Annotated in this window: 11 protein-coding genes; 9 read left to right on the forward strand and 2 right to left on the reverse strand. The window is 57.5% G+C overall.

Features of this window, described 5'->3' with window-relative positions:
- Positions 1 to 109: 109 nt before the first annotated feature.
- The 9 genes from ABLV75_RS00155 to ABLV75_RS00195 all read left to right on the forward strand — a co-directional run bounded on the left by ABLV75_RS00155 (position 110) and on the right by ABLV75_RS00195 (position 11954).
- Complete coding sequence (locus ABLV75_RS00155; RefSeq protein WP_004099935.1) at positions 110 to 1288, forward strand: M20 aminoacylase family protein; 1179 nt, start codon at positions 110 to 112, stop codon at positions 1286 to 1288.
- 19 nt (positions 1289 to 1307) lie between these two features.
- A complete protein-coding gene (locus tag ABLV75_RS00160) occupies positions 1308 to 2084 on the forward strand; it encodes an ABC transporter substrate-binding protein (RefSeq protein ID WP_004099939.1) in 777 nt (258 codons plus the stop codon).
- 131 nt (positions 2085 to 2215) lie between these two features.
- Positions 2216 to 3169: an aldo/keto reductase gene (locus ABLV75_RS00165; protein ID WP_004099940.1), complete on the forward strand. Its 954-nt coding sequence runs from the start codon at positions 2216 to 2218 to the stop codon at positions 3167 to 3169.
- Positions 3170 to 3510: 341 nt separating this feature from the next.
- A complete protein-coding gene (locus tag ABLV75_RS00170; RefSeq protein WP_004099942.1) occupies positions 3511 to 4593 on the forward strand; it encodes a YncE family protein in 1083 nt (360 codons plus the stop codon).
- Between the two features lie 57 nt (positions 4594 to 4650).
- On the forward strand, positions 4651 to 6852 hold the full coding sequence (locus ABLV75_RS00175; protein WP_004099945.1) for a TonB-dependent siderophore receptor: 2202 nt from the start codon (positions 4651 to 4653) through the stop codon (positions 6850 to 6852).
- Between the two features lie 140 nt (positions 6853 to 6992).
- Positions 6993 to 8369 carry a phenylalanine transporter gene (gene pheP / locus ABLV75_RS00180; protein WP_004099947.1) on the forward strand — a complete coding sequence of 459 codons (1377 nt, stop codon included), beginning with the start codon at positions 6993 to 6995 and terminating at the stop codon, positions 8367 to 8369.
- Between the two features lie 150 nt (positions 8370 to 8519).
- On the forward strand, positions 8520 to 9761 hold the full coding sequence (locus tag ABLV75_RS00185; protein WP_004099949.1) for an MFS transporter: 1242 nt from the start codon (positions 8520 to 8522) through the stop codon (positions 9759 to 9761).
- A 16-nt stretch (positions 9762 to 9777) separates the two neighbouring features.
- On the forward strand, positions 9778 to 10806 hold the full coding sequence (locus ABLV75_RS00190; RefSeq protein WP_004099952.1) for a sugar phosphate isomerase/epimerase: 1029 nt from the start codon (positions 9778 to 9780) through the stop codon (positions 10804 to 10806).
- Positions 10803 to 11954 carry a Gfo/Idh/MocA family oxidoreductase gene (locus ABLV75_RS00195; RefSeq protein ID WP_004099953.1) on the forward strand — a complete coding sequence of 384 codons (1152 nt, stop codon included), beginning with the start codon at positions 10803 to 10805 and terminating at the stop codon, positions 11952 to 11954. Before ABLV75_RS00190 ends, ABLV75_RS00195 begins: the two co-directional genes overlap by 4 nt.
- 36 nt (positions 11955 to 11990) lie before the next feature.
- Here the strand turns inward: ABLV75_RS00195 and ABLV75_RS00200 are convergent, their stop codons facing one another.
- Both ABLV75_RS00200 and ABLV75_RS00205 read right to left on the reverse strand, forming a co-directional pair.
- A complete protein-coding gene (locus ABLV75_RS00200) occupies positions 11991 to 12407 on the reverse strand; it encodes an Exc2 family lipoprotein (protein ID WP_004099955.1) in 417 nt (138 codons plus the stop codon).
- A 127-nt stretch (positions 12408 to 12534) separates the two neighbouring features.
- The gene (locus tag ABLV75_RS00205; RefSeq protein WP_004099957.1) at positions 12535 to 13284 is read right to left on the reverse strand and encodes an SDR family oxidoreductase; all 750 of its coding nucleotides are present in this window, start codon (positions 13282 to 13284) and stop codon (positions 12535 to 12537) included.
- Positions 13285 to 13406: the final 122 nt, after the last annotated feature.

Genomic DNA, 13406 nt, shown 5'->3' on the forward strand with positions numbered 1-13406 from the left:
AGTAAATAAGATGATGCCTCCTTCCTCTATCACAAATCCTACTTGCATTAAGCCTCTGACAAGTTAAGTTATTCAAACTGAATATCTCATTTTTTGCCCGGAGACCGGCATGACCGACTGTGTAATTCCCGAAATTAAAGCCACTGAAGAAGAAATGATTGCGATCCGTCATTATTTACACGCCAATCCGGAATTAAGTCTGGAAGAGTTTAATACCAGCGAGCTGGTGGCCGGAAAACTGACCGAGTGGGGCTATACGGTAACCCGCGGGCTGGCGAAAACCGGGGTGGTCGGAACCTTGAGCAAAGGCGATTCTCCGCGCACTATCGGCCTGCGCGCCGACATGGACGCGCTGCCGATTTTCGAAGCGACCGATCTCCCGTGGGCCAGCACCGTTGCCGGGAAAATGCACGCCTGCGGCCATGACGGTCATACCACCATTCTGCTGGCGGCGGCGAAGTATATCGCCTCTCCGGCCTGTCAGTTCAACGGCACGGTTCACCTGATATTCCAGCCTGCCGAAGAAGCTATCGGCGGCGCGGATTTAATGATTAAAGACGGCCTGTTTGAGCGCTTTCCCTGCGAGCGCATCTTCGGCCTGCACAATATGCCGGGCCTGCCGGTGGGGAAAGTCGGCTTTTACGCCGGTAATTTTATGGCCTCGGCGGATACGGTAAAAATTACCATTACCGGTTACGGCGGCCACGGCGCGCACCCCGAGCGCACCGTCGATCCGATTGTCACCGGCGCGGCGCTGGTGATGAATCTGCAAAGCATCGTTGCGCGTAACGTACCGCCGGGCGAAACCGCGGTAGTGAGCGTCGGCACTTTCCAGGCGGGCATTGCATCGAACGTCATTCCGGAGAACGTGGTGATGGAGCTGAGCGTGCGGGCGATGAAGCCGGAAATCCGTGACCTGCTGATTAAACGCATCAAGGAGCTTGCTGATTTTACCGCCAAAAGCTACGGCGCCAGCAGCGAGGTAGAGGTCTTTGACTCTTATCCGGTACTGACCAACAGCGTTGAAGAGACCGAATTCGCCAAAGCGCTGGCGCTGGAAGTCTTTGGCGAGGAGGGCGTGCTGGAATCCATCTCGCCGATGAACGCCAGCGAAGATTTTGCCTTTATGCTCCAGCAGCGCCCCGGTTGCTACTTCCTGCTGGGCAATGGCGAGAAAGGCGGGAAGGGCAGCTGTATGGTGCATAACCCTGGCTATGACTTTAATGACGATATTATTTCCACCGGCGCGACGCTGTTTGCCCGGTTAGTTGAAACACACTGCCGTTGATCTCTGGAGTCCATAAATAATGAAAAAATCTCTTCTGCTGTGGGTCGCGCTGATGGCCTCAACCTCAGCCCTGGCCGCAGAAAATAAGGAAATTCGCTTTGGCGTCGACCCGACCTTCGCGCCGTTTGAATGGAAAGATCCGCAGGGTAAGCTGCAGGGTTTTGATATTGACCTCGGCAACGCGATTTGCGCACAGCTGCAGGCGAAGTGCGTGTGGGTGGAAAGCAATTTCGACGGTATTATCCCGGCGCTGAAGGCGCGTAAGTTCGATGCGATCCTCTCCGGCATGTATATGACCGAGAAACGCAAAGAGCAGATTGGCTTTAGCGACAAGCTGTACAACGGCCCGGTATTCCTTGTCGCGCGTAAAAACAGCCTGGCCGGAAACACCGTCGAGCAGTTGAAAGGCAAAACCATCGGCGTCGAGCAGGGATCGGCGCAGGAGACTTACGTTAATCAGCACTGGCGTCCGGCAGGAATCAATATCGTCGCCTATCAGGGGGCGGATCGCGTGGTTCAGGATCTGGAGTCCGGGCGTATTGACGGCGCGGTGCTTTCCGGCATGATGGCCGACTACAGCTTCCTGCAGCAGCCGCAGGGGAAAGATTTTGCCTTCGTTGGCGGACACCTGAAGGACGACAAGCTGTTCGGCGCCGGCGCGGCGATTGGCCTGCGCAAAGAGGACGATGCTCTGCGCCAGGAGATTAACGGCGCGATTGCCACTATTCTTGCCGACGGCACTTATAAAAAGCTCGCCGGGAAATATTTTAGCTTTGACGTCTATTCCGGGACATAATGTTGTTATGCATTCAGCGGGCGCGGAAAGCCCGCTTCAAGCTTCCTTTTCTTACTATCCCGTAATTGTCCTTTTCTGGCCCTCACGGCGTTCCGAAGGATACTGAATATAAGCGATAAGGAGTGAACGGCATGATCACACGTCCCCTGGGCAAAACCGGATTTTCCATCGCCCCGCTGGTGTTTGGCGGTAACGTTTTTGGCTGGACCACCGATGAAAAAACCAGTTTTGCCATTCTTGATGCGTTTATAGACCACGGCTTCGATGCTATCGACACGGCGGATGTCTACTCCCGCTGGGCGGATGGCAACCGGGGCGGCGAGTCTGAAACCATTATCGGCCGCTGGCTACAGGCGCGGCCAGGCATGCGCGAGAAGGTGAAGATCTTCACCAAAGTGGGTTCCGATTTAGGCCTTCCTGGCCATAAAGGGTTGAAAAAAGCCTGGATCCAGCAGGCGGTAGACGATTCGCTCCGTCGCCTGAACACTGATTATATTGACCTCTATTTTGCCCACTGGCCGGACCCGGAAACGCCGGTTGCCGAAACGCTCGAAGCCTTCCACGCCCTGCAGCAGGCGGGTAAAATCCGCGCGATGGGCGCCTCAAACCTTGACGCGCAGCAGCTGTCGAGCGCGCTGGAGGTGTCGCGTAAAAGCGGCCTGCCGTCCTGGCAGGTACTGCAGCCGGAATACAATCTTTATCATCGCTCGGCTTTTGAAGGCGCGCTCTGCGACTTGTGCGTCAGCCGCGAGATCGGCGTGGTGACCTACTACAGCCTGGCGTCCGGCTTCCTGACCGGTAAATACCGCCAGCAGTCCGATCTGGCGCAAAGCCAGCGCGGCAGCCGCATCGGTAAATACCTTAATCCTCGCGGGCTGCGTATTATTGATACCCTGGATGAGGTCGCGGAGCAAAATGGCGCTAAACCTGCCGAAGTCGCTCTGGCCTGGCTGATGACCCGCGAAGGCGTGACGGCGCCTATTGCCAGTGCCACCAGCATTGCACAAGTAGAGAGCTTTGCCCGCGCCGCCGCGCTGAGCCTGAGTGCGGAACAGCTGGCGCGCCTGGACACCGCCAGCGCGTAGTCATTGAGGCCGGATCCTGTCGGGTCCGGCCCTCTGCCTCTCAGCGTTTTGTCGCGCATTGTTCCTCACCTTCAGCTCATCCCTCTGCGGCGAATCCCTTTCACCGAAAAATGAAACGTTTTTCCATTCGCCAAAAGCCAGGCTTGATTACGATAAGATAATGCGTATAGTTCTCATTCTTCTTCTTGTTTGCGGTTTTGTCAGGAGATAACCTGCGTTCGTCGCGGGCTCACAGGGAAACGGCGAAGGCACAGGATGGGGCTCACAGGCGCAAGACCGGAAACGTTAATTTCGGCGGCGGAGTCACTATCGGATCGTTGATTTTGTTCAGGATTGATCTTATGAAATGCACTCTCCCGGCGCTGGCGCTGGCTATTTCTGCTGTCTTAAGCGGCTGCGCCGCCACCCATACCGTTCCGGCTTCTCAACACGAGGCTGAAAAAAGCGCGGTTACCCCCGCACAGCCGCTGAAGCGCGAGCTGGCGGAGGGGCTGTATGAAATGGCGCTCAGCCCGAAAGGCGATGCGCTATACGTGGCCAGCGCTGAAGGCTTTAAAGATGTGCAGGGCGGGGCGGTCTATAGGCTGGACCCGACGACCCTGAAAACCCTCGGTATGACCCACACAGACCAGAAAAACTTTGCCGTACAGCTTAGTCCGGATGGCAGTACGCTGTACGTGACCAACTCGCTGGACGGCGGCATTAGCGCCATTGATACCGCCAGCGGCAAAGTCAAAAAACGCCTGCTGTTCAGCGAGCGTAACAAAGAGGGATTCCCGTACGGCGCGCGGCAGATCCTGTTGCTCAATAATACGCTTTACGTCGGCGCGGTGGCCGATCCGGCACAAATCTGGGTCGTCGATGCCGACACGCTGAAGCTGAAAACGCGGATTAAAAATACCGGCAAATGGATGACCGGCCTGCACTACTCTGCGCAAACCGGACGTCTCTATGCGGCAAACGGCAGCGGCGAGGTGTTGGTGATTAACCCACGCAACAACCGTATCGAGCAGCGCTGGAAGCCGCTGGGCGCTAAGCCAGCCCTGCTGCTGAATATGGCCGAAGATAGCGCCACCGGCCGCCTGTTCGTCACCGACAACTCGCAAGCGAAAACCACGCTGGTGCTTGATATCCATACCGGTAAGCTGATTAAGCAGCTGGAAGTGGGCGATTCGCTGGCGGTGCAGTTCAATCCAAAGCGCAACGAGATTTATATTTCCCAGCGTGAATCCGGCAAAGTAATCAGCCTGGATGGCAGCAGCTACGCGTTAAAAAAATCATGGGATATTCCGGCTAACCCCAACAGCCTGCTGATCTCCGCCGACGGGCAAACATTGTTTGTCACCGTCAAACAGCCGTTCAATAAAGATCATTCGACGAAAGGGCCGGACAGCGTTGTCCGCATTGGCCTGACCGCAAAATAAAAAATCTGGCCCGGCAACGGGCCCCTGGCTTTATTTTCCTATCTATGGGACCAAATTATGCGTAGCTCCTGCTCTCCGGCCTTCCCACTGCGAAAAACGCTGCTGGCGTTAACCGTTGGCGCGATCACCCATTCAGCCGCTGCGGTAGAAAACGACGCCGGCGAACGTCAGAAAAACGAAGAAACCATGGTCGTTCAGGCGACGCCCGACAGCCGCTTTAGAGCCGGCGGCGACCTGGTGGTGCCCGCCTATCTCGACGGCCAGGTCGCCAACGGCGGCCGCCTCGGAATGCTCGGCGAACAAAACGCGATGGACGTTCCGTTCAGCATTATCGGCTATACCTCGAAGCTGATTCAGGATCAGCAGGCGAAAACCATCACCGACGTAGTGAGTAACGATGCCGGGGTTCAGCCGGTGCAGGGCTACGGTAACTACGCTGAGACCTACCGCATTCGCGGCCTTAAATTTGACGGCGACGATATGACCCTGAGCGGGCTGGCGGGCGTGGTGCCGCGTCAGGTAGTGGATACCGCCATGCTTGAGCGGGTCGAAATTTTTAAAGGCGCCAACGCTCTGCTGAACGGCGCAGCCAGTTCCGGCGTCGGCGGCATGATCAACCTTGAACCCAAGCGCGCGGAAGATATCCCGACCGCTCGCGTGGGCGTGGACTATACCTCAGATTCTCAGGTCGGCGGCTCGCTGGATTTGGGTCGCCGTTTTGGCGACGATAACCAGTTCGGCGCGCGGGTGAACCTGGTGCACCGCGAAGGCGAGACGGCGGTGGAGAGTGATAAACGCAGAACCACGCTGGCTTCTATTGGTCTCGATTATCGCGGCGAACGCATGCGCAGCTCGTTTGACTTTGGCTATCAGAAAAAAACCTTCCACGGCGGCCCGATGGGGATCAACATTTCGGGCGTCGATTTTATTCCGCGCCTGCCGGATAACACCCACAACTACACGCAAAAATGGGCTTACAGCGATATCGAAAATGAGTTTGGTATGCTGAGGATGGAATACGACATTGTCGATAAATGGACCGCCTATGCCTCTTTAGGCGCGCAGCACGCCCATGAAATCGGCTTATATAGCGCGTCGAAGCTCATCGACCGGGCGGGCAACGCCACGGCGGGGCGCCTGGATACCAACCGCTATATTGATACCGCCAGCGGTATGGCCGGGGTACGCGGCGAGTTCGCCACCGGTTTTGTATCGCACAAAGTCAACGTCGGCTATTCGGCGAAAACCCAAAACGATAAAACCGCATGGCGGATGTCGAAGGCGGCGGATAACCCGCTGGTGAATATCTACGATACTCAGCAGGTTGCGCCTCCGGCCTATTCTTCATCCGACGGTAATTATTACGATCCGCTGACCAGCGGCCGTACCCGTTCCCAGGGCTGGCTGCTGAGCGACACCCTCGGCGTGCTGGATGATACGCTACTGTTCACCGCTGGCGCGCGTCATCAAAAAGTGGTGGTACGTAACTACAACAAAACCACCGGCCTGCAAAGCGATGCGTATGACGACAGCCGCTGGATGCCAACCTATGGAGTGGTCTACAAGCCGTGGCAGGTTATCTCTCTATACGCCAACCATACCGAAGCCCTGCAGCCGGGCAGCAACGCGCCGAACTCCGCCGCTAACTATGGGGAAAGCGTCGGAATTATTCACTCCAAACAGAACGAAGTCGGGATGAAGGCGGATTTTGGCCGCATTGGCGGCTCGCTGGCGCTGTTTGAAATTAAAATGCCGTCGGCATTCCTCGATAGCCAGAAACGCTATGGCCTTAACGGCGAGCAGCGTAATCGCGGCGTGGAATTTAACGTTTTCGGCGAACCGCTGTACGGTCTGCGCCTTAACGCCAGCGCGACCTGGCTGAAAGCCGAACTGTCGAAAACCAAGGATGGTATCAACGACGGTAAAACAGCGATCGGCGTACCGGGGTTCTACGCGGTGCTTGGGGCAGAGTATGACATCAAGCCCATCGACGGCCTGACCGCCACCGCGCGCCTCAACCATTCCGGTTCGCAGTATGCCGATCAGGCGAACAGCAAGAAGATTGATAGCTTCACGACCCTGGATCTCGGCGTGCGCTATCGCCTGGCGCTTAACCAGAACCAGAACCAGATGACGGTGCGTGCGGGGGTGGATAACGTGACGGATGAGAACTACTGGTCCGGCGCGGATGACAGCGGAACCTATCTGTTCCGTGGCGAACCACGGACGTTCAAGGTTTCGGTCGGCTACGAGTTCTAAGCAAAACGCTGGGGCGGGCAGGGCTGCTCGCCCCTTGTGATAAATCAATGAACGTATGAAGCCAGGGCATCTGCGGCTTGAAGTATGACGGGGATAAGTGTTACAAGGTGCCCCTTCATATAAACACACAGGGGATCGACGTGAAAGACGCGTCAACGCCGTCGGATGCCGTAGAGGAAAGCGGCCCGACGCTTCACCGCGGTTTACAGAACCGACATATTCAGCTTATCGCCCTTGGCGGCGCCATCGGTACCGGCCTGTTTCTCGGCATTGGGCCGGCGATTCAAATGGCGGGACCGGCCGTACTGCTCGGCTATGCCGTCGCCGGCATCATCGCATTTCTGATCATGCGCCAGCTTGGCGAAATGGTTGTCGAAGAACCGGTTTCTGGTTCCTTTGCCCACTTTGCTTATAAGTACTGGGGGCCGTTCGCCGGCTTTCTTTCCGGCTGGAACTACTGGGTAATGTTCGTGCTGGTCGGGATGGCGGAACTGACCGCCGCCGGGATCTATATGCAGTACTGGCTGCCGGACGTGCCGACGTGGATCTGGGCCGCCGCTTTTTTCATCATTATCAACGCCGTCAACCTGGTGAACGTGCGTCTGTACGGCGAAGCGGAGTTCTGGTTTGCGCTGATCAAGGTGCTGGCGATTATCGGCATGATCGGCTTTGGCCTGTGGATGCTGTTCGGCGGCCACGGCGGCAGCAAAGCGGGCATTGATAATCTGTGGAAACACGGCGGTTTCTTCGCCACCGGCTGGCACGGCCTGATCATGTCGCTGGCGGTCATTATGTTTTCCTTCGGCGGGCTGGAGCTCATCGGCATTACCGCGGCGGAAGCCCATAATCCGGAAAAGAGCATCCCGAAAGCGGTTAACCAGGTGGTATACCGTATCCTGCTGTTTTATATCGGCTCGCTGGTGGTTCTGCTGGCGCTCTATCCGTGGGTGGAAATTAAATCCGACAGCAGCCCGTTCGTGATGATCTTTCATAATCTGGACAGTAACGTGGTGGCTTCAGCGCTAAACTTCGTCATTCTGGTAGCGTCGCTGTCGGTTTATAACAGCGGCGTTTATTCCAATAGCCGGATGCTGTTTGGCCTGTCGGTACAGGGCAATGCGCCGAAGTTTCTCGCCCGCGTCAGCAAGCGCGGAGTGCCGGTTAACTCCCTGCTGCTATCGGGAGTCATTACTTCGCTGGTGGTGCTGCTTAACTACCTGCTGCCGCAAAAAGCTCTCGGTCTGCTGATGGCGCTGGTGGTAGCGACGCTGCTGCTGAACTGGATTATGATCTGTCTGGCACACCTGAAGTTCCGCGCCGCCCAGCGGCGCAAAGGGCGCGAATCGAAGTTTAAAGCCCTGCTGTCGCCCGCCAGCAACTATATCTGTATCGCCTTTCTTGGGCTGATCCTGGTGCTGATGTGCACGATTGACGGTATGCGCCTGTCGGCGATTCTGCTGCCGGTCTGGATCCTGTTCCTGTTTGTGGCCTTTAAAACCCTGCGCCGTTCGGCGTAAGGCGATCGCCCCGTCGTCCGGCGGGGCATTATCTCTTTTTATTGTGATCTTCTTCGCGCTTAGCGTATTTTGCTCGCGATCTTCTTTTTGTAATCGATTACTTTTTATTTGAGCGTATTTGTAATCGATTACTTTTTGAGGGCGGTCGAAATGGTCACAACAACCGAAGGTCGTGAAACACCCCGCGTAGCCCACCGTTTTCTGGTGCCGCGGCTGTCGTTAATGATGTTTATGCAGTTTTTTATCTGGGGAAGCTGGTCGGTGACGCTGGGGTTGGTGATGACCCGCTATGAGATGTCGCTGCTGATTGGCGATGCCTTCTCCGCCGGGCCGATTGCCTCTATTCTCTCACCGTTTGTGCTGGGGATGCTGGTCGATCGCTTTTTCGCTTCGCAGAAGGTGATGGCGGTAATGCATCTGGCCGGGGCGGTTATTTTGTGGTTTGTTCCGCAGGCGCTGGTGGCGCAAAACGGCGCGCTGCTGATCGGCCTGCTGTTCGGCTATACCCTGTGCTATATGCCGACGCTGGCGCTGACCAACAATATCGCTTTCCACAGCCTGGCGAACGTCGATAAAACCTTCCCGGTGGTGCGCGTCTTCGGCACTATCGGCTGGATCATCGCCGGTATCTTTATCGGCGTCACCGGTATCTCCGATACCACCGGTATTTTTACCCTGGCGGCGCTCTGCTCGGTGGCGCTGGCCGTTTATAGTCTGACGCTGCCGCATACGCCGGCTCCGGCGAAGGGGACGCCGGTACAGTTTCGCGACCTGCTGTGCGCCGACGCTTTCGCGCTGCTAAAAACGCGCCACTTCCTCATTTTCTCCCTCTGCGCGACGCTGATTTCGATTCCGCTCGGGACCTACTACGCCTACACCGCCTCTTATCTGGCGGATGCCGGGGTGGCGGACGTCAGCACCGCGATGTCTTTCGGTCAGATGTCAGAAATCTTTTTTATGCTGGTGATCCCGCTGCTGTTCCGCCGCCTGGGGGTTAAATTCATGCTGCTGATCGGCATGGCGGCGTGGTTCGTACGCTACGCCTTCTTTGCCCTTGGCGTCAGCGAAGAGGGGCGGTTCCTGCTCTATCTCGGCATCCTGCTGCACGGCGTCTGCTACGACTTTTTCTTTGTAGTCGGCTTTATTTATACCGATCGCGTGGCCGGTGAGAAGGTCAAAGGCCAGGCGCAGAGCATGATTGTTATGTTCACCTATGGCATCGGTATGCTGCTGGGATCGCAGATCTCCGGCGCGCTGTATAACCATTTGGTCGCCGGCCAGAGCGTGCCGCAGGCGTGGGTGACCTTCTGGTGGATCCCGGCGGTGGCCGCTGCGGTTATCGCGCTGATTTTCCTTTTCTCTTTCCAGTACAACGAGAAAGAGCAGCGTTAATTTTTCAGGAGGTGGTATGAAAACCATTAAAGGACCGGGCATTTTTCTGGCGCAGTTTATCGGCCCGCAGGCGCCGTTTAATACCCTGGAGGGCGTGGCGCAGTGGGCCGCAGGTTTGGGCTATCAGGCATTGCAGATCCCCTGCAACCATCCGGCGATTTTCGACGTTGAACGCGCCGCCGCAAGTCAGAGCTACTGCGATGAGGTGAGCGGCATACTGGCGGAACAGGGCCTGGCGATCAGCGAGCTGTCCACTCATCTTGAGGGACAGCTGGTGGCCGTCCATCCGGCTTATGATAAGGCCTTTGACGCGTTTGCGCCCGCCGCGCTGCGCGGTAACCCGCAGGCGCGCCAGCAGTGGGCGGTCGAGAAAGTGCGCCAGGCGGCGGTGGCCTCGGCGCGTCTGGGGCTCAAGGCGCACGCCACCTTTTCCGGCGCGCTGGCGTGGCCTTATTTTTATCCGTGGCCGCCGCATAATCAGCCGCTTCTCGATGAGGCCTTCGATGAACTGGCCCGGCGCTGGCGACCGCTGCTGGACGTTTTTGACGAGCAGGGCGTGGATGTCTGCTACGAAATCCATCCCGGCGAAGACCTGCATGATGGCGTGACATTTGAGCGTTTCCTGCAGCGGGTCGATAACCATCCGCGCTGCAATATGCTCTATGACCCCAGCCATCTACATCTTCAGCAGATGGACTACCTGGGTTACATCGATATCTATCATTCGCGGATCAAAGCGTTTCACGTCAAAGATGCCGAATTCCGCCGCAGCGGGCGCAGTGGGGTCTACGGCGGCTATCAGAACTGGCAGCAGCGAGCGGGGCGTTTTCGTTCGCTGGGCGACGGGCAGATCGATTTCAAAACGATTTTCAGCAAGCTCACAGAATATGATTTTGACGGCTGGGCGGTGCTGGAGTGGGAGTGCTGCCTGAAGGATGCGGAGGTTGGCGCGCGCGAAGGCAGCGAGTTTATCCGCCGCCATATCATCCCGGTCTCCGGGCGGGCGTTTGATGATTTTGCCGCAGGCAAGGAGGGAGGAGAATGATTCAGGTCGGCATTATTGGCTCCGGGTTTATCGGGCCGGCGCATCTGGAAGCGCTGCGTCGGGTAGGCGACATCGAGGTGGTGGCATTGTGCGACGGTTCGCTGGAAGTGGCGCAGCAGAAGGCGCGCCAGCTCAACGTGGCGCACGCCTACGGTAGCGTCGAGGCGCTGCTGGCGCATCCCGGATTGCAGGTGGTGCATAACTGTACGCCGAACCACCTGCATGCGCGGATTAACCGACAGATCCTCTCCGCCGGTCTGCACGTTTTTTCAGAAAAACCGCTCTGCATGACCATCGAGGAGGCCCGCGAGCTGGTGGCGCTGGCGGAAAGCGCCGGGGTGGTTCATGGGGTCAGCTTTGTGTATCGCCAGTTTGCCATGGTGCAGCAGGCGGCGGCGATGATGCGCAACGGCGACGTCGGGAGGCTGTTTGCGGCGCACGGCAGCTATTTGCAGGACTGGATGCTGCTGGAGAGTGACTATAACTGGCGCGTGGATTCGGCGCAGGGCGGGGCCTCGCGGGCGATGGCCGACATTGGTTCCCACTGGTGCGATACGGTGCAGTTTATGACCGGCCGACGCATTGTGGAGGTGATGGCGGATCTGTCTATCGTCTGGCCGACGCGCCAGGTGCCCGTGGCCGGCGACGCGACGTTCAGCCAGCATCGCGATGGTACCGCGTATGAAGCGCGGCCCGTCGATACCGAAGATTTGGGGTCGGTCCTGTTTCGCTTCGACGATGGCAGCAAGGGGAGCTTTATCGTTTCGCAGGTCAGCGCCGGGAGAAAAAACGGCCTGACGGTGGAGATCGGCGGCAGCCGCTGTTCGCTGGCCTGGGATCAGGAGGTGCCGCAGCGGCTGTGGATTGGTCATCGCCAGCGGCCAAACCAACTGCTCAGCGACGATCCGAGTCTGATGCTCGGCGAGGCCGCCGCCAGCGCCCATTTCCCCGGCGGGCATAATGAAGGCTGGCCCGATGCGTTTAAAAATATGATGCTGAGCTTTTATCAGGCGGTGCGCGCCGGTCGAATGCCGCCGGCATCGTCGCGGCGTTTCGCTTCGTTCTACGAGGGGGCGGACGTGATGTACATCATTGCGGCGATAGTGAAAAGCCATCAGCAGCAGCGCTGGGTGAAGGTGGAAAGATAGCAGAAGGCGCGGTGCGCATTTCGCGCACCCGCTGTGTTATTTCACGCCAAAATAGCCATCAAGATACGTCCCGGCCAGTTCGTTACCGAACAATACGGCATCCTTATTTTCCATTTCGTTGTCCCATTTATCGCTGGCGTTACCGGTGAACGCGTGCTGGGTTTTTGTGCCCTCAGCCACCTGCTGCCTGATTGCGTCGGCGGTACGGCGGGCATCGCTTTCGCTCATTCCCGATTTTTTGTCCTGCTGGCCACGGGCATAGATTTCGGTAAAGGTCGGCAGATTTAAGCGGTAGTTTTCCTGACGGTTAGTGGCGAAGTTACCGCCGACGAAATCGTTGCGGTGTGAGACAAAATAGTAAGCGTGGCGTTCCGGTGAAGATTTTGAGGAGGTACAACCGGAAAGGGCGGTGAGCGAACAGCCGAGCGCGATAAGCGCTATTTGAAGTTTCATTGATATCATCATCCATAATTATTAGAACAGGTACACCGATCATTCGGCTACAGAACAAAACGGCTAATTATAGATGCACGGTAGCACCTGAAGACCTATGAATCCAAGGGTCTTCAGGCAGCATTTTTTAGATCTGCGCCAGCCCGCCATCAACGTAGATTTCAGCGGCGTTAATAAAGCTCGCGTCGTCTGACGCCAGAAAAGCGACGGTTTTAGCGACCTCCTCGGGCTCGCCAATGCGGCCCAGCGGGACGTCGGCGGCCAGCATATCAAAGAGTCCCTGGCGCTGCTCTTCCGCGACAAGTCCTCCCAGGCCGGGCGTACGGACGGGCCCCGGGCTGACCACATTCACGCGGATACCGCGCGCCTTCAGGTCCAGCGCCCATGAGCGGGCCAGGTTACGCACGGCGGCCTTACTGGCGCTGTACACGCTGAAGTTCGCGGTGCCTTTCACCGCCGCGGTCGAGCCGGTAAGGATGATGGAAGCCCCCTGGGTCAACAGCGGCAAGGACTTCTGGACGGTGAACAGCACGCCGCGCACGTTGGTAGCGAAAATGCGATCGAAGTGCTCTTCCGTTATGGCGCCCAGCGGCATCATATCGCCGCCGCCCGCATTGGCAAAAAGCACATCCAGTCGCCCTGATTCACTGGCAATGGTCGAAAACACCCTATCGAGGTCGCTTAATATCGAGGCATCGGCGCGGATCCCGCTGGCGGCGGGACCGATTAACGCGACCGCCGCATCAAGCTCTTCCTGACGGCGACCGGTGATATAGACCGTCGCTCCCTGCGAGGCCAGCTCCCGGGCTGATGCCAGGCCGATACCCGAGGTGCCGCCGGTGACTAACGCGATTTTTGCCGAAAGTTTTTTACTCATGGTGCACTTCCTTAACTAAAGTATGAATATGCCAATTGAGTCATCCACTTACCGTGACCACCTGGCGACTGAGTACGGGAGTCACTCTACCGTCAGCCACGGATGCAAAAAACGGAGTAATG

The organism is Klebsiella sp. CN_Kp066 (assembly GCF_040065135.1).
Classification (GTDB): Bacteria; Pseudomonadota; Gammaproteobacteria; order Enterobacterales; family Enterobacteriaceae; genus Klebsiella; species Klebsiella oxytoca.

Coding starts and splice junctions, on each gene's coding strand:
- ABLV75_RS00170 (WP_004099942.1), top strand. CDS start 3,511: ATGAAATGCACTCTCCCGGCGCTGGCGCTGGCTATTTCTGCTGTCTTA.
- ABLV75_RS00165 (WP_004099940.1), top strand. CDS start 2,216: ATGATCACACGTCCCCTGGGCAAAACCGGATTTTCCATCGCCCCGCTG.
- ABLV75_RS00190 (WP_004099952.1), top strand. CDS start 9,778: ATGAAAACCATTAAAGGACCGGGCATTTTTCTGGCGCAGTTTATCGGC.
- ABLV75_RS00195 (WP_004099953.1), top strand. CDS start 10,803: ATGATTCAGGTCGGCATTATTGGCTCCGGGTTTATCGGGCCGGCGCAT.
- ABLV75_RS00175 (WP_004099945.1), top strand. CDS start 4,651: ATGCGTAGCTCCTGCTCTCCGGCCTTCCCACTGCGAAAAACGCTGCTG.
- ABLV75_RS00205 (WP_004099957.1), bottom strand. CDS start 13,284: ATGAGTAAAAAACTTTCGGCAAAAATCGCGTTAGTCACCGGCGGCACC.
- ABLV75_RS00155 (WP_004099935.1), top strand. CDS start 110: ATGACCGACTGTGTAATTCCCGAAATTAAAGCCACTGAAGAAGAAATG.
- ABLV75_RS00160 (WP_004099939.1), top strand. CDS start 1,308: ATGAAAAAATCTCTTCTGCTGTGGGTCGCGCTGATGGCCTCAACCTCA.
- ABLV75_RS00185 (WP_004099949.1), top strand. CDS start 8,520: ATGGTCACAACAACCGAAGGTCGTGAAACACCCCGCGTAGCCCACCGT.
- ABLV75_RS00200 (WP_004099955.1), bottom strand. CDS start 12,407: ATGAAACTTCAAATAGCGCTTATCGCGCTCGGCTGTTCGCTCACCGCC.